Annotated in this window: 15 protein-coding genes; 10 read left to right on the forward strand and 5 right to left on the reverse strand. The window is 72.9% G+C overall.

What is annotated here, in order from left to right; all coding sequences use genetic code 11:
- Window positions 1–69: 69 nt before the first annotated feature.
- Window positions 70–807, reverse strand: coding sequence for an SDR family oxidoreductase (locus FL583_RS16545; RefSeq protein ID WP_142705549.1), 738 nt, complete (start codon window positions 805–807; stop codon window positions 70–72).
- 88 nt (window positions 808–895) lie between these two features.
- On the opposite strand from FL583_RS16545, the gene FL583_RS16550 reads away from it, so the two are divergent.
- Window positions 896–2,494 (forward strand): diguanylate cyclase domain-containing protein, encoded by a 1,599-nt coding sequence (locus tag FL583_RS16550; protein ID WP_142705550.1) that lies wholly within the window; start codon window positions 896–898, stop codon window positions 2,492–2,494.
- On the opposite strand, the gene FL583_RS16555 is transcribed toward FL583_RS16550, so the two are convergent.
- A complete protein-coding gene (locus tag FL583_RS16555) occupies window positions 2,479–2,889 on the reverse strand; it encodes an RDD family protein (protein WP_170323682.1) in 411 nt (136 codons plus the stop codon). The genes FL583_RS16550 and FL583_RS16555 overlap by 16 nt on opposite strands.
- Window positions 2,890–2,959: 70 nt before the next feature.
- Between FL583_RS16555 and FL583_RS16560 the strand changes: the two genes are divergently transcribed.
- From FL583_RS16560 to FL583_RS16580, 5 genes are all read left to right on the forward strand, one after another.
- Window positions 2,960–4,726, forward strand: a complete 1,767-nt coding sequence (locus FL583_RS16560; protein WP_142705552.1) for a thiamine pyrophosphate-dependent enzyme — start codon at window positions 2,960–2,962, stop codon at window positions 4,724–4,726.
- Window positions 4,727–4,762: 36 nt separating this feature from the next.
- A complete protein-coding gene (locus FL583_RS16565; RefSeq protein WP_142705553.1) occupies window positions 4,763–5,203 on the forward strand; it encodes a DUF4126 domain-containing protein in 441 nt (146 codons plus the stop codon).
- Between the two features lie 130 nt (window positions 5,204–5,333).
- Window positions 5,334–5,606: a hypothetical protein gene (locus FL583_RS16570; protein ID WP_142705554.1), complete on the forward strand. Its 273-nt coding sequence runs from the start codon at window positions 5,334–5,336 to the stop codon at window positions 5,604–5,606.
- Window positions 5,603–6,376 carry a class I SAM-dependent methyltransferase gene (locus tag FL583_RS16575; RefSeq protein ID WP_142705555.1) on the forward strand — a complete coding sequence of 258 codons (774 nt, stop codon included), beginning with the start codon at window positions 5,603–5,605 and terminating at the stop codon, window positions 6,374–6,376. Before FL583_RS16570 ends, FL583_RS16575 begins: the two co-directional genes overlap by 4 nt.
- Window positions 6,373–7,017 (forward strand): nucleoside/nucleotide kinase family protein, encoded by a 645-nt coding sequence (locus FL583_RS16580; RefSeq protein WP_205752189.1) that lies wholly within the window; start codon window positions 6,373–6,375, stop codon window positions 7,015–7,017. The genes FL583_RS16575 and FL583_RS16580 overlap by 4 nt, the downstream gene beginning before the upstream one ends.
- Here FL583_RS16580 and FL583_RS16585 read toward each other — a convergent pair.
- Window positions 6,998–7,420, reverse strand: coding sequence for a TOBE domain-containing protein (locus tag FL583_RS16585; RefSeq protein WP_142705556.1), 423 nt, complete (start codon window positions 7,418–7,420; stop codon window positions 6,998–7,000). The two genes, FL583_RS16580 and FL583_RS16585, sit on opposite strands and share 20 nt — an antisense overlap.
- Window positions 7,421–7,539: 119 nt before the next feature.
- Here FL583_RS16585 and FL583_RS16590 point away from each other — a divergent pair, with 119 nt between their 5' ends.
- The 4 genes from FL583_RS16590 (at window position 7,540) to FL583_RS16605 (ending at window position 12,416) form a co-directional block, all read left to right on the forward strand.
- Entirely contained in the window at window positions 7,540–10,389 is a 2,850-nt protein-coding gene (locus FL583_RS16590; protein ID WP_142705557.1) for a glycoside hydrolase family 2 TIM barrel-domain containing protein, read from the forward strand.
- Window positions 10,386–11,273, forward strand: a complete 888-nt coding sequence (locus FL583_RS16595; RefSeq protein ID WP_142705558.1) for a TIGR03854 family LLM class F420-dependent oxidoreductase — start codon at window positions 10,386–10,388, stop codon at window positions 11,271–11,273. The genes FL583_RS16590 and FL583_RS16595 overlap by 4 nt, the downstream gene beginning before the upstream one ends.
- Before the next feature lie 85 nt (window positions 11,274–11,358).
- A complete protein-coding gene (locus FL583_RS16600) occupies window positions 11,359–11,595 on the forward strand; it encodes a hypothetical protein (RefSeq protein WP_142705559.1) in 237 nt (78 codons plus the stop codon).
- 50 nt (window positions 11,596–11,645) lie between these two features.
- Complete coding sequence (locus FL583_RS16605) at window positions 11,646–12,416, forward strand: response regulator transcription factor (protein ID WP_142705560.1); 771 nt, start codon at window positions 11,646–11,648, stop codon at window positions 12,414–12,416.
- Window positions 12,417–12,435: 19 nt separating this feature from the next.
- Here the strand turns inward: FL583_RS16605 and FL583_RS16610 are convergent, their stop codons facing one another.
- Both FL583_RS16610 and FL583_RS16615 read right to left on the reverse strand, forming a co-directional pair.
- Window positions 12,436–13,089 carry a hypothetical protein gene (locus FL583_RS16610; protein ID WP_142705561.1) on the reverse strand — a complete coding sequence of 218 codons (654 nt, stop codon included), beginning with the start codon at window positions 13,087–13,089 and terminating at the stop codon, window positions 12,436–12,438.
- An 86-nt stretch (window positions 13,090–13,175) separates the two neighbouring features.
- The gene (locus tag FL583_RS16615; protein WP_142705562.1) at window positions 13,176–14,879 is read right to left on the reverse strand and encodes an IlvD/Edd family dehydratase; all 1,704 of its coding nucleotides are present in this window, start codon (window positions 14,877–14,879) and stop codon (window positions 13,176–13,178) included.
- Between the last annotated feature and the right edge of the window lie 92 nt (window positions 14,880–14,971).

Below are 14,971 nucleotides of genomic sequence, written 5' to 3' on the forward strand. Positions count from 1 at the left end.
GCCGCGCGCTTTCCGTCCGTAAATATCCCGGCGCGACCGAATTCGGCCGCGCCGGGTCTGGCACCGGGATCACCTCGACGCGAGCCACTCCCGGTACGTCGTCTTCGCGATCACCGCGTCGGCCGGAGCGACGATCGCGTCGCCCCGGACGGCCGCGAACAGGCCCGCGGTGTCGTCGGTCACCACGGTGCGGGCGTCGCCGCGCGCGGCCAGCGTGATCCGGCCCAGCTCGTCCAGGCCGAACACCTCCGGACCGGCGACGTTCCGGACGCCGTTCAGCGGAGCGCCCTCGCTGACGTCGGCCACCGCGGCGGCGACGTCGGCCGAGGCCATCGGCTGGATCCGGGTGGCCGGGAGCCGTACGGTCGTCTCGTCCGACGTCCACGACATCGTCGGCTCGACGAACTCGAAGAACTGCGTCGCACGCACGATCGAATACGGCACCGGCCCGGCCGCCAGGAGCTCCTCCTGCAGCACCTTGGCCCGGTAGTAGACCAGGTCCGGCACCAGGTCGACGCCCACGATCGAGAGGATCACCGCGTGCCCGACGCCCGCGGTGCCCGCGGCCGCCAGCAGGTTCTCCATCGTCGTCCGGAAGAACGCCGGGGACGCGTCGTCGAACGTCGGCGAGTTGGTGAGGTTGACGACGACGTCGGCGCCGGTCAGCGCCTCGGCCGGCCCCTGCCCGGTGAGCAGGTCGACCCCGCTGGACGGCGACAGCGGCACGGCCTCGTGCCCGCGGGTGGTCAACAGCGCCACGACCTGCGACCCGATCAGCCCGGTCCCGCCGACAACTGCGATCTTCATGATTCCGGCCTTCCGTGAGTAGAGCTTCCGGGAACGAGGACCGGACACCGGCCCCGGTTGTGACAGATCCGTCAACGTCGGCCTGCCGGTGCCGATCAGGGAGCACGTGGGGAAGCGCGGACGGGCCGGGGTGGCGCTGGTCGCTGCCGTGCTCCTGGCCGGGTGCCTCGTCACCTACGCGGCCTTCGACGCCGTCGACCGGGCCGAGAACCGGTACGCCGGGCAGGTCATGGACCGCTACGCCGACGAGGTGTCGGCCGCGGTCGACGACCGGGTCCAGCGCTACTCCGAGACGCTGCAGGGCCTCGCGTCGGCGGTCGGGGCCCAGTCCGACCTGCGCCGCGAGGACTACACCAAGATCACCGCCGGCCTGGACAGCTGGCTGTCGGGCGCGGCCGGCATCGGGTTCGCGGTGCCCGCCACCGCCGCCGACCTACCCGCCGTGCAGCGGACCTGGCGGGCCCATGGCGCCACCGGGCTCACGCTCCGGCCGTCGCCCGGCGTCGACCGGCACGTCTTCGTCGTCTTCGAACGTACGCTCGACGGACGCTCGGACATCGCCGGCCTCGACCTGGCCCAGCGGGCCGAGCCGGCCGAGGCGCTGCGCGAAGCGCAGCAGACCTCCGGGTTCACGATCAGCCCGGCCTACCACCTGCTCCGCGACCGGGCCCTCCCGGCCCGGGTCCAGCAGAACTCGCTGCTGTTCTGCGTGCCGGTCTACCGCGGGCTGGGCTCCGACGATCCGGACGTGTTCGTCGGCTGGATCACGATGCCGGTCCGCGGACAGGACTTCCTGACCAAGACGCTCAGCGACCGCGGCCAGGGCGCCGTCCAGGCCCGGCTCGCCCAGGTCGGGGCCGGCTCGCCGGTGCTCGCGAGCGTGTCCCCGGGCGTCCGCGTGCACGACGACGACCTCGTCCGACGTCGGACCGTCGTCGTCGGTCAACAGCGGTGGGAGCTGACGACGTGGCCGACCTCCCGGCTGCTGGCCGCCACCGACCGGGGCATGAGCCGGTTCACGCTCGCCGCGGGAGCGGCGCTGACGCTCATGCTGGCGGTCATGACCGGCGTACTGGCCGGTAGCCGGAGCCGGGCGCTGCAGCAGGTCGACCAGGCCACCGCGGCGCTGCGCCTCGACATCACCCGGCGCAAGCACGTCGAAGCTCAGCTGCGCGAACGCGAGCGGGAGCTGCACCACCTGGCGTTCCACGACCCGCTGACCGGCCTGGCCAACCGGACGCTGTTCTACGACCGGCTCATCCACGCGCTGGACACCCATGCCCGCAACGGCGGCCTGGTCGGGGTGCTGTTCGTCGACCTCGACGGGTTCAAGCAGGTCAACGACCGGCTCGGGCATGCGGCCGGCGACGTCGTGCTGCTCGAGGTGGCCGAGCGCCTGCGGACCGGCCTGCGGGCCGTCGACACGGTCGCCCGGTTCGGCGGCGACGAGTTCGCGATCCTGCTCGAGGGCCTGACGACGCCGGTCAACGCGCGGACGGCGGCCGAGCGCGTGATCGCCGACGTCCAGGCGCCGATCCTGATCGACGGGGCCCCGGCGCACGTCTCGGCCAGCATCGGGATCGCGATCGGCGGCCCCGGAGACGACGCCGACGACCTGATCCGGGAGGCCGACGCGGCGATGTACGAGGCCAAGAGCGCCGGCAAGAACTGCTACGTCGAGGCGTGAAGCAGCGTATCGGCGACCTTGTCGTGCAGGCCCTGGCGGCGCGGGTCGTTGACCATGACGAGGACCACCAGCACCAGGATCATCGGGATCACGATGCTGACGAGCAAAAACGCCTCGCGGGTGAACGCGCGCCCGACGGTGAGCGGGGTGCCGTCGGCCCGGGTGACGCGCAGGCCGAACAGCCGCTTGCCGGCCGTGGCGCCACGGGGGAGCACCAGCCAGCCGACGGTCCAGGCGGCCAGCAGGGCCGCTTCGATCCAGGACCCGGTGAGCCGGGTGATCGCCAACGTCACGCCGAGCCACACCCCGAGGTCGACGGCCCGGGCTCCGGCCCGGCGCACCAGGGGGACCGGCTGGTGGGCCGGGACGACCTCGACCCATTCGATTTGGTGCACACGACCCACACGACCGCGACCCCGCGTCGGTTCAGGTTTGCCCGGCGGCAGGATCGGTATTCGAACACCCATGGGACGGATCGCTGCCGAAGTGCTCATCGAACGACTGGCCGAGTGGGGCGTGGACACGGTCTACGGGCTGCCCGGCGACGGGATCAACGGGATCATGGAGGGGCTGCGGCGCCACTCCGACCGGATCCGGTTCGTGCTGGTGCACCACGAGGAGGCGGCGGCGTTCATGGCCACCGCCCACGCCAAGGCGACCGGCAAGCTCGGCGTGTGTCTGGCCACGTCCGGCCCGGGCGGGATCCACCTGCTCAACGGCCTCTACGACGCCAAGCTCGACCATGCGCCGGTGCTGGCGATCACCGGGCTGCAGGAGACCAGCGTGCTGGGCAGCGGCTACCAGCAGGAGGTCGCGCTCGACCAGCTCTACACCGACGTCGCCGAGTACAACCTCGTCGTCAACAACCCGGCCCAGCTGCCCGGCGTGGTCGACAACGCGATCCGGGCCGCGTACGCGCGCCGGGGCGTCGCGCACCTGACGTTCCCGAACGACGTCCAGGTGGCCGACGCGGACGCGGACCCGTACGCGCACGTGGCCCCGGCGAACCCGCCGGCGTCGGCGCCGATCTTCCTGCCGTCCCCCGGGCATCCCCGCGACGCCGACCTGAAAGCGGCGGCCGAGGTGCTCAACGCGGCGGCGAAGCCGGCGATCCTGGCCGGCGCGGGTGCGCTGCACGCCCGGGCCGAGGTCCTCGCAGTCGCGGACGCGCTCGGCGCCCCGGTGATCAAGACGCTGCCCGGCAAGGCCGTGATCCCGGACGACTCGGAGTACGCGGTCGGCGGCATCGGCCTGCTCGGCACCCGGCCCGGCGAGGAGCTGGTCGAGGACTGCGACACGCTGCTGATGGTCGGCACGAACTTCCCGTACACCAAGCACCTGCCCGAACCCGGCAAGGTTCGCGTCGTCCAGATCGAGGCGGACCCGATGCGGGCCGGAGCCCGCCTCCCGACCGAGGTGCCGATGATCGGCGACGCGGCCGAGGGGCTGGCCGCGCTCCTCCCGCTGCTGTCCCGCCGGGAGGACCGCGGGCACCTGGAGAAGTACCGCAGGAAGATGGACTCCTGGCGGGAGGACATGGCCGCGCTGGAGAACCCGGAGCGCTCGCCGATCGCCCCGCAGTACGCGGTCGGGGTGATCGACGACCTGGCGACCGACGACGCGATCCTGACCTGCGACTCCGGCACGGTCGCGACCTGGGCGGCCCGGCACTGGACGATCCGCGACCGGCGCGAGTTCTACCTCTCCGGCAACCTCGCGACGATGGCGGTCGGCCTGCCGTACGCGAACGCGCTGCAGCACGCCTACCCGGGACGGCAGGTCATCGCCTACGTCGGCGACGGCGGGTTCGCGATGCTGATGGCCGAGTTCCTCACCGCCGTGCAGCACCGGCTGCCGGTCAAGGTCGTGATCAACAACAACAACGCGCTCGGCCAGATCCTCTGGGAGCAGATGATCCTCGGCTTCCCCGAGCACGGCGTCCGGTACCCGCGTCCGGAGGGCGACTTCGCCGCCTGGGCCTCCGCCTGCGGCGGCTACGGCCGGAAGGTGACGGCCGGTTCCGACCTCCGCGAGGCGGTCGCGGAGGCTTTCGCGTTCGACGGTCCGGCCCTGGTCGATGTGGACGTCAACCCGGACGAGCCTCCGCTGCCGGGCAAGGTGGGGTACGAGCAGGCGTCGAAGTTCGCGCAGGCCTGGCTCAAGGGGCAGCCGAACAAGATCGCGACCGCCACGACGCTGTTCAAGGACAAGATCAGTCAGCTGGGGAAATAGCTGGCGGATGCCGCTCGGCGAGGCGAGGGAGACATCGTGGTGGTGTTGCGGTCGTTCGTAGTCGGGGTGGTGACCGGGGGGCGGTCGATGACCGGGCTGGCGGCCGCGGCCGGGTCCGGCGGGGACGGGCTGCCGAAGCCCCTGGCCTGGCTGGCCGGCGGCGGGCGCAGGGCGGTGCTGCTCGGGGCGCTGGGGGAGATCGTCGCGGACAAGCTGCCGGGAACGCCGAGCCGGCTGGCCCCGCCGGCGCTGGCCGGGCGGGTCGTGGTCGGGGCGGTCGCCGGGTTGCTGGTGGCGTCGCGGGCCGGGCGGAACCCGGTGGTGCCGGTGCTGGTCGCCGGGGCCGGTGCGGTCGCGGGCAGCGTGGCGGGGGCTCGGTGGCGCGCGTATGCCGCCGACCGGGGCTGGCCCGCGGTGCCGGCCGCGCTGGCCGAGGATCTCGCCGTCGTGACCCTGGCCGCCACCGTCCGCCGCTGACTCTCCTCTCGCCGAGCCGAGCCGAGCCGAGCCGAGCCGAGCCGCGCCGCGGCCGCGGGCCACCCCGCGGCTCGGCCGCGGGCGACGCGGGTCGGGGTTATCGGGTGGCGGGCGTGGCTAGGGTCGGGGCATGGGCGAATTCGTTCCGGCCGGTTTCGATCCTCCGTCCGCGCTCGTCACCGACGACTTCCGCCTCGAGCCACTCGACGACCAGCACAACGAACGCGACTACGACGCCTGGACGTCCAGCGTGGACTTCATCCACGCCCTTCCCGGCTTCGAGACCTGGAAATGGCCGAAGCCGATGAGCCGCGCCGAACTCGATCGGCCACTGTACGAGGCCGTGGCCCGCTGGCTCGAACAGTCCTGGCCGTTCGCCGAACTCGTCTACGCGCCCCGATGAGCCCCCGGACAGCCGACGGCAGCGCCGGGGACGCCGACTACGGACGCATCGGCGGCGCGTACTCCACCTACCGACGCCCCGACCCGAGGATCGCCGCCGCGATCGAGCACGCGCTCGGCCCGGCCCGGACCGTCCTCAACGTGGGCGCGGGCGCCGGGTCGTACGAGCCGGCCGGCCGGAGCGTCACGCCGGTCGAGCCGTCGGCCTCGATGCGCGCCCAGCGGCCGCCGACGCTGGCCCCGGCGATCGACGCGGTCGCCGAGCACCTCCCGTTCGCCGACGACGCGTTCGACGCGGCGATGACCACGTTCAGCGTCCACCAGTGGAGCGACCCGGCGGCCGGCCTCCGCGAGCTGCGCCGGGTCACCCGCGGTCCGGTCGCGGTCCTGACCAGCGACCCGGCCCTCCTCGACCGCTTCTGGCTGGCCGACTACGCCCCCGAGGTGATCCGGACCGAGGCCCGGCGGTACCCGCCGATCGACACGTTCCGGTCCGTGCTGGGCGACGTCGAGGTCGTGCCGGTCCCCATCCCGCTCGACTGCACCGACGGCTTCAACGAGGCCTACTACGGACGTCCGGAGATGCTGCTCGACCCGCTGGCCCGCTCGTCCTGCTCGGCCTGGGGTTTCGTGGACGACGTGACCGCGGGCGGATACGTGGCTCGTCTGACGTCGGCCTTGGAGGAGGGGACGTGGGACCGCGACCTCGGCCACCTACGGACCCAGCCGACGTTCGAGGGCTCGCTCGTCCTCGTCCTGAGCCCGGCTTGAGGTCGCAGGTCCTCGCAGAGGTCGCGGCCGACCTGGCCGCGCAGCACCCCGGCCACCCACTGCGAGTCGGCATCGACGGCGTCTGCGGCGCGGGCAAGACGACGTTCGCTCGGGAACTCCGGGACGCGGTCGAGACGGCCGGCCGCCCGGCGGTGCACGTCGACTCGGACGGGTTCCACCATGTGCGCGCACGCCGCTACCGACAGGGCCGGACCTCGGCGCGCGGCTATTACGAGGACGCCTACGACTTCGACGGTCTCGTGGCCCGGGTGCTCGAACCGCTCGGGCCGGGCGGCTCGCGGGAGTACGCGACCAGGATCCACGACCTGCGGTCGGACGAGGTCGTCACCGGCGAGACCGCGCGCTGCCCGGTGGACGCCGTTGTGCTGTTCGACGCGACCTTCCTCCAGCGCGACGGGCTGCGCGCATGCTGGGACGAGGTGATCTACCTGCAGTCCGACGAGGCTGCGGCGACCGCCCGGGGCATCGCGCGCGACGGGTTGCCGGCCGAGGCCTACGCGACCCGGTACCTGGCCGCGTGCCGTCTCTACCTGGCCGAACAGCGGCCGGCCGAGCGGGCGTCGATCGTCGTCGAGCACACCGACCCGGCCGCGCCGAGGATCACGGTACGGCGACGCTGACCTCGGTCGACTTCACCAGGGCGGTCACGCTCGCGCCGGCGGTCAGGGCGAGGTCCTCGGCGCCGTCGCGGGTGATCGCGGCGGTCAGCAGGCTGCCGTCGCCGAGCGTGATCTTCACGGTCGTCATCACCGCGCCGTGGTCGACGTCGGCGACGACGCCGGGCAGCTGGTTGCGGATGCTGATGCCGGACACCGGCCCGGTGGCCACCGCGACCTCGGTCGACTTGATCAGGACGTGCACGTCGGCGCCCTCGGCCAGGCCCAGCTCCTCGACCGCCTCGCCGGTGATCGCGGCCGTGATCTCGGGTCCGGACGCGAGCCGGACCTTGACCGTGCTCATGACCTCGCCCACGGCGACGGCGCTGACCGTCCCGGCGAACTGATTCCGAATGCTCAGACGCATACCGGATGCTAACCCGACCTTCGCCCGAGACTCCGGACCTCGCTGCCGAGGCGACTCGCCAGGTATGTGAGGCTTACTGACCGGAACGCCGAAACGCCACCCCGGGGGAGAACGACGCCATGGACATCGCCCGCAAAGGTCCCGGGGTCGGGGCCCTGATCCCGCGCGCCCGCCTCACCACCACCGCGCCCCGCCAGAGCCTCAACGGCACCTGGCAGTTCCGCGTCCACCCGGCCCTCGCGGTCGCCCCGGACGACTACTGGAGCGGCACCGGCGAGTGGGGCTCGATCCCGGTCCCGGCCCACTGGGTCCTCGAGGGCCACGGCGCCCCCGCCTACACGAACGTCCGCTTCCCGTTCCCGATCGACCCGCCGAACCCGCCGGACGAGAACCCGATCGGCGACTACCGGCTGGTCTTCGACGCCGACCCGGCCCTGGCCGGAAAAGCCGCGGTCCTGCGCTTCGACGGCATCGAGTCGGCCGCCGAGGTCCGCCTCAACGGCCACGTCCTCGGCGAGACCCGCGGCAGCCGGCTGACCCACGAGTTCGACGTCACCGGGAAGCTCACCGCGACCGGCAACGTGCTGGCCGTCCGCGTCGCGCAGTTCTCCGACGCGAGCTACCTCGAAGACCAGGACATGTGGTGGCTGCCCGGCATCTTCCGCGACGTCGAGCTGGTCGCGATCCCGGAGCACGGCCTGTACGACGTCTTCGTGGTGGCCGACTACGACCCGGCCGCGGCGACCGGCTCGGTCCGCCTCACGCTCACGGCCAACGACGGGACGCCCGGCCGGGCCACGCTCGAGGTCCCCGAGCTGAGCCTCCGCGCCGAGATCGACGGCGAGGCCACGCTCGACGCGGGCTCGGTCGAACCCTGGTCGGCCGAGAACCCCCGCCTCTACGACGCCACGCTCACCACCCCGGACGAGCGGGTCAGCCTCCGCCTGGGCTTCCGCCGGGTCGAGGTGCGCGACTCCGTGCTGCTGATCAACGGCGCGCCGCTGCAGTTCCGCGGGGTCAACCGGCACGAGCACGACCCCTCGCGCGGGCGCGCGGTGCCGCTCGAGACCGCCCGGGCCGAGCTCGAGCTGATGAAGCGGCACAACATCAACGCGGTGCGGACCTCGCACTACCCGCCGCACCCGGGCCTGCTCGACCTCACCGACGAGCTCGGCCTCTACGTCATCCTCGAGTGCGACCTGGAGACCCACGGTTTCGTCGAGGTCGGCTGGCGCGACAACCCCAGCGACGACCCGGCCTGGGAGTCCGCCTACCTCGACCGCATGCAGCGCACCGTGCACCGCGACAAGAACCACGCCAGCATCGTGTTCTGGTCGCTGGGCAACGAGGCCGGGCACGGTGCGAACCTCGAGGCCATGTCGGCCTGGACCAAGGCGTTCGACCCGTCCCGGCTCGTCCACTACGAGCACGACTGGGACTCGACCTACGTCGACGTGTACTCGCGGATGTACGCCACCCACGACGAGGTGAAGAACATCGGCGAGGAGGTCCTGAGCCCGGCGCCGTACGGCGCCACCCCGGCCGAGCTCCACCGTCGCAGCCTGCCGTTCATCCAGTGCGAGTACGCGCACGCGATGGGCAACGGGCCCGGCGGGCTCGAGGAGTACCAGGAGCTCTTCGACCGCTACCCGCGGCTGGCCGGCGGCTTCATCTGGGAGTGGATCGAGCACGCGATCGCGGTCGTCGAGAACGGGCAGCGCCGGCTGCTGTACGGCGGTGACTTCGGCGAACAGACGCACGACGGCAACTTCGTCACCGACGGACTGGTCAGCGCCGACCGTGAGCCCCGCCCCGGCCTCACCGCGCTCGCGCACTGGTTCGCGCCGGTCCGGATCGAGGTGACCGAGGACGCCATCCGGATCGAGAACCGGTACGCGCTCGTCGGCCTCGACCACCTGCGGTTCGTCTGGCGGGACGCCGACGGGGCCGAGGGCACGCTGAAGGTGCCCACGGTCGGCCCGGGCGAGACCGTCGAGGTCCCCGCACCGGACGGGAACGCCACGCTCACGGTCGAGGCCGTGCTCGCCGAGGCGACGGCCTGGGCCGGGGCCGGCCACGTCGTCGCCCGCGGTCAGTTCGTCCGGCTCGCGCCGGCCGCGCGCCCGCGCGAGACGACCGTCCCCGACCGGGCCGCGTTCGACCCGATCTCGATGCGCCTGCGGACGCTCGGCGGGCTGAGCTTCGAGGGCCCGGTCCCGAGCCTGTGGCGCGCGCCCACCGACAACGACCGCTACCCCGGCCGCGACGAACCCGACCTCCCGCCGTACGCCGAACGCTGGGCCGAGGCCGGGATCGACCGCGTCCGTACGCGGCTGGTCACGGCCATGAACGAAACGACCTTCCTGCGGACGCTCCACCGCACCGCGCCCCCCGGCCGGGACTTCGCGGTCGACGCCGACCTGCACTGGCGCCAGGTGCGTCCGGACGTGGTGCTGGTCGACGTCACGCTGACCCCGCGCGGGCCGTGGCCGACCGAGTGGGCGCGGCTGGGGCTCGACCTGGTGCTGCCGGGGCGTCCGACCGGTCTGGACTGGGACGGGCTCGGCCCCGGGCCGGCCTACCCCGACCTGGCCGCCGGTACGTACCACGGACGGCACCACGCGGACGCGGACGAGCTGTTCACGAACTACGTGCGGCCGCAGGAGAGCGGCGCCCGGCGCGGGGTGCGATCGGCGGCGATCGCGACGTCGGCGGGCGGGCTGCGGGTCACGGTCGTCGAGGGCGGAGCCGAGGAGATCGCGGTGACCGTGTCGCCGTGGAGCCGGACGGCGCTCGCGACGACGCTGCACCACCACGACCTGGTCGCCGACGGGAACACGCACGTCTCGCTCGACCTCGCGCAGTCCGGGCTCGGCACCGCGACCTGCGGGGTCGGCGTGCTGCCGCGGTACCGGTTGCCCGCGCGGCCTGGCCGGGTGTCGTTGTTGCTGGAAGCCTGGACGGTGTGAAGGTACGGATCGGGGTAGGTACCGGGTCGCTTCCGGCCGCCGAGCTGGCGCCGCTGGCGGCCCGGCTCGAGGAATTGGACGTCGACTCGCTCTGGCTGTCCGAGCAGGTCTCGGCGCGGTCGGTCGACCCGATGGCCGGGATGGCGTTCGCGCTGGCCCGGACGTCGCGGTTGAAGGTGGGCACGGGCGTGGTCGTGCTGCCCGGGCGCAACCCGGTGCTGTTCGCCAAGGAGCTGGCGTCGCTCGCGCTGCTGGCCCCTCGCCGGGTGTTGCCCGCGGTGGGGCTGGGCCCGGCGCGGGCGGCCGAGCGCGGGGCGTTCCCGGTGCCGGCCGGTCGCCGCGGCGCGGTGTTCGACGAGGCCCTGACCGTCGTGCGCCGGCTGCTGACGTCGGACTCGGTGACGTTCGCGGGCGAGTTCTTCGCGTTCGAGAACCTGAGCATCGGCGAGCGCCCGGCCCGGGCACCGGATCTCTGGCTGGGCGGGGCGGTGCCGGCCGCCCTCGAGCGCGTCGGCCGCTTCGGCGACGGCTGGCTGGCCAGCCGCCTCACGGTCGACGAATGCGCGGCCGGCATCGAGGCGATCAACGCGGCGGCCGCGCGGGCCGGACGCGAGATCGAGCAGGACCACTTCGGTCTGAGCCTGCCGGTGGCCTTCGACGCGCTCCCGGACGCGTTCGTCGAGGCTCTGCGAAGCCGCCGCCCGGGGGTGGATCCGGCCTCTCTGGTTCCGATCGGCTGGCCGGCGATCCGCGAGCTGATCACCCGCTACGTCGAGGCCGGCGTCACGAAGTTCGTCCTCTACCCGATCCTCGGCCCGGGCGGCTGGGACGCCTTCCTCGACGAATTCCTCGAGCACGCCCGCCCGCTGGAGACGCCCGCCTGACGCCGTCGGTCGTACGTAGCAGTGCGTATTTCGGCCCGCCCGCCGCACCCCGATCCTGGCCTGGACACAGGGAGCGGGGGAAGCCATGACCAGGGTGATCACGATCGTGATCGGGCTCGTAGTGGCGGGCGTCGTCGCGTACAGCCTGATCGGAATCATCGTCGAGAGCGTCGACCCGAGCGCGCCCTCGTGCGGCTCGGAGCAGCCGTGCCCGAATCCGTCGATCGATGACGGTGCCGGCAGCTGGAATCCCGACGACCGGAATCAGGACGACCGGGAGCGCGGGCCGGTCGATCGGGTGCCGGAGCGCGGGCGTCCGTGACGGGGGCCGCGTAGGGTGGTCCGATCGTCGACGGCAGGCGGTGGCCGATCATGTACCGCAGCGCTACGGACCTGGCTCTGGACTTCAGCTGGCGGCTGGCCGGTGCGTCGACCCCGGTGGATCTGGAGAGCTCGGCCAGCGAGTGGCTCTCTCGGACACTGGGCGTCGACTACGCGGGCTTCACCGATCTCCGCCGGGCATCGATGTGGACGGTCCGGCTCCGGCTCCATCCGCGGGACCGGATGACGTCGGCCGCCGAGACGGCGGTCAACGCGCTGTTGCGCGAGGAGGGAATCGCCGGGTATCCGCTCTTCACGCACTACCTGCGACAGCCCGCGGACCGAGCGCCGCGGCGGACGAGCGATCTGGTGTCCGATCGGAACTGGACCCGCACCCGTACCTACGAGGTGCTGAAGCCGGTCGGCGGCCGACGGGTGCTCGCGCTGCTCGTCGGTACCCGCGCCGGAGGCCTGGACGCGTTCATGGCCAGCCGCAGCGGGCGCGACTTCAGCGACGACGCGATGGACGTCGCCCGGGCGGTGCAGCCGGTGCTCGTGGCCGCGCACCACCTCGTGCGCGGCCCGCGGATCTCCGCCGTGGCGGCCGAGCGGGCCCGGCTGACCCCGGCGGAGTCGCAGATCGTGGCCCTCCTGACGGCCGGCCTGACCGCCGAGGCGATCGCCCGGGTCCGTCGGGTGAGCCCCCGGACCGTGCACAAGCAGCTCGAGCACCTCTACGCCAAGCTCGGCCTGCACGACCGTCTCCAGGTAGCGGCCTACGCCCGCCGGACCGGCCTGGTCGAGGAACCCGCCCCGCCGTGACCCGAACCCCCGCGGCCGGTCAGCTACCGATGGCCGAGACGATCTGCTGATAGTCCTTGGCGACCCCGGCCGCGTCGTCGGCCAGCTGTTTCACGCTGCCACCCGCGGTGACCCACTTGTTGAGGATCGTCTGGAACGAGTCGGGGCTCGGCGTGTGGAACAGATGGACGTGCGTGGCCCGCACGATGTCGGCCGCCGCGTAGGTGGTCGACCAGGGATCGTGCCGGTCGGAGGTGCCGATCCACCGTCCGTCGACGCCGTAACGGTGCAGGTACGGCTGGGTCGGCGGGCTCGGCACGATCGGGTTGTCGGCGGCGTCGGCCAGCACCGCGGTCACGGCCCCGTGGAAACCGCCGAGGTCGGTCACCGTGAACGTGCGGGTGATCGCCGACAGCACCCCACCCGACACGGTGACCCCGCCGACGGTCTGCATGTAGTGGCCGGCGCCGAGGAACTGGTCGCCGGAGTCGAAGTGGGCCGCCGGCAGCGACTGCTCCGGCGCCACCCCCTCCGCGACCGTTCCCTCCGGCAGACCGGCGAGGTCCGCCTCGGACACGTCCATGACGTCGTTGGCCTGATCGAGCCGGTACCGCCTCCCGTTCGCCACCACGTACAACGTCCCGTCCGGCCCGCGGAGGTACTGGCCGGTCGTTAAGCCCAGTGTTGCGGTCATCAGTCGTCCTTCCCTCGTGACTCGGAACGACGATCAGCCTCGTGGCCGGCGGGCCCGGGGTGAATACGCAGTCGTGCGTACGCCCGTCAGTGCGACTCGCGGAGGACCTCGGCTCCGCTGCTGCCCCTCAGGAAGTCCAGGTCGGCCCCCTGGTCGGCCTGTTGGACGTGGTCGATGTAGAGGCGTTCCCAGCCCCTCGCCGGGGCGGCGAAGTTCTGCGTGTCCGGTGCCCGGCGGGCCAGCTCGTCCGGCGGCACGTCGACGTCGATGCGCCGGGCTTCCACGTCCAGAGTGATCCAGTCACCGGTCCGGACCAGGGCCAGCGGGCCGCCGGCGGCGGCCTCCGGCGCCACGTGCAGCACGACGGTGCCGTAGGCGGTACCGCTCATCCGGCCGTCGCAGACGCGCACCATGTCCCGCACGCCCTCCGCGAGCAGCTTCTTCGGCAGCGGCATGTTCGCGACCTCGGGCATCCCCGGGTAGCCCCGCGGCCCGCACCCGCGCAGGACCAGCACCGACGACGCGTCCACGTCCAGCGACGGGTCGTCGATGCGGGCCTGGAAGTCCTCGATCGAGTCGAACACCACGGCCCGGCCGCGGTGCCGGAGCAGGTGCGCCGAGGCCGCGGCCGGCTTGATCAGCGCCCCGGACGGCGCCAGGTTGCCCCGCAGCACCGCGATACCTCCCTCGGCCACCAGCGGCGCGTCGCGCGGCCGGATCACTTCCGGATCCCAGATCGGGGCGTCGTCCAGGTAGTCGACGAGGGGCTTGCCGGTGATGGTCAGCGCGTCGGCGTCGAGAAGGTCGCGGACCTCGCGCAGGACGGCCCGCAGCCCACCGGCGCGGTGGAAGTCCTCCATCAGGAAACGGCCGGCCGGCAGCAGGTCGACCAGCACCGGGACGCGGGACCCGATCCGGTCGAAGTCGTCCAGCGTGAGGTCGAGGCCGAGACGGCCGGCGATCGCGAGGAGGTGCACCACCGCGTTGGTGGAGCCGCCGATCGCGGCCAGCGCCACGATCGCGTTCCGGAAGCTTCCCGCGGTGAGGAACGTCGACGGCCGGCGGTCTTCGGCGACGAGGGAGACGGCCAGCCGGCCGGTGCCGTGGGCGGCCTCCAGCAGACGGCTGTCCGGCGCCGGGGTGCCGGCGACGCCCGGGACGACCGTGCCGAGCGCCTCCGCGACCAGCGCCATCGTCGACGCGGTGCCCATCGTGTTGCAGTGGCCGCGGCTGCGGATCATCGCGGACTCCGACCGGATGAAGTCGGACTGCGAGAGCGTGCCCGCGCGGACCTCCTCGGACAGCCGCCAGACGTCGGTGCCACAGCCCAGCGGGACGCCCCGGAACGTGCCGTTGAGCATCGGCCCGCCCGGCACGACGACGGCCGGGATGTCGACCGACGCGGCCGCCATGAGCAGCGACGGGATCGTCTTGTCGCACCCGCCGAGCAGCACGACGCCGTCGATCGGGTTGGCCCGGAGCATCTCCTCGGTGGCCATCGCGGCCAGGTTGCGCCAGAGCATCGCGGTGGGGCGGACGTTGGTCTCCCCGAGCGAGACGACGGGCAGCTCGAGCGGGATGCCCCCGGCCTCGTAGACGCCGTTCTTGACCGACGCGGCGACCTCGGTGAGGTGGGCGTTGCACGGGGTCAGGTCGGACGCGGTGTTGGCGATCGCGATCTGCGGACGGCCCTCGAACGCGTCGGACGGAACCCCGCGGCGCATCCAGGCGCGGTGGATGTAGGAGTTGCGGCTCTCGCCGGCGTACCAGTCAGCACTGCGGAGCTTCATCGCTGCCGTTCCTTCCCGAGCGGACGCTGTCCTCAGTCTCGCCGGTCCGCCCGATCTGTGCAGGCGTTACCAGCCCAGTGTCGGTGTGGGTG

The organism is Cryptosporangium phraense (assembly GCF_006912135.1).
Classification (GTDB): Bacteria; Actinomycetota; Actinomycetes; order Mycobacteriales; family Cryptosporangiaceae; genus Cryptosporangium; species Cryptosporangium phraense.

Excerpts from the sequence above, each read along its gene's own strand:
- FL583_RS16575 (WP_142705555.1), top strand. The coding sequence starts at position 5,603 with ATGAGCCCCCGGACAGCCGACGGCAGCGCCGGGGACGCCGACTACGGA.
- FL583_RS16610 (WP_142705561.1), bottom strand. The coding sequence starts at position 13,089 with ATGACCGCAACACTGGGCTTAACGACCGGCCAGTACCTCCGCGGGCCG.
- FL583_RS16545 (WP_142705549.1), bottom strand. The coding sequence starts at position 807 with ATGAAGATCGCAGTTGTCGGCGGGACCGGGCTGATCGGGTCGCAGGTC.
- FL583_RS16615 (WP_142705562.1), bottom strand. The coding sequence starts at position 14,879 with ATGAAGCTCCGCAGTGCTGACTGGTACGCCGGCGAGAGCCGCAACTCC.
- FL583_RS16560 (WP_142705552.1), top strand. The coding sequence starts at position 2,960 with ATGGGACGGATCGCTGCCGAAGTGCTCATCGAACGACTGGCCGAGTGG.
- FL583_RS16590 (WP_142705557.1), top strand. The coding sequence starts at position 7,540 with ATGGACATCGCCCGCAAAGGTCCCGGGGTCGGGGCCCTGATCCCGCGC.
- FL583_RS16570 (WP_142705554.1), top strand. The coding sequence starts at position 5,334 with ATGGGCGAATTCGTTCCGGCCGGTTTCGATCCTCCGTCCGCGCTCGTC.
- FL583_RS16585 (WP_142705556.1), bottom strand. The coding sequence starts at position 7,420 with ATGCGTCTGAGCATTCGGAATCAGTTCGCCGGGACGGTCAGCGCCGTC.
- FL583_RS16605 (WP_142705560.1), top strand. The coding sequence starts at position 11,646 with ATGTACCGCAGCGCTACGGACCTGGCTCTGGACTTCAGCTGGCGGCTG.
- FL583_RS16600 (WP_142705559.1), top strand. The coding sequence starts at position 11,359 with ATGACCAGGGTGATCACGATCGTGATCGGGCTCGTAGTGGCGGGCGTC.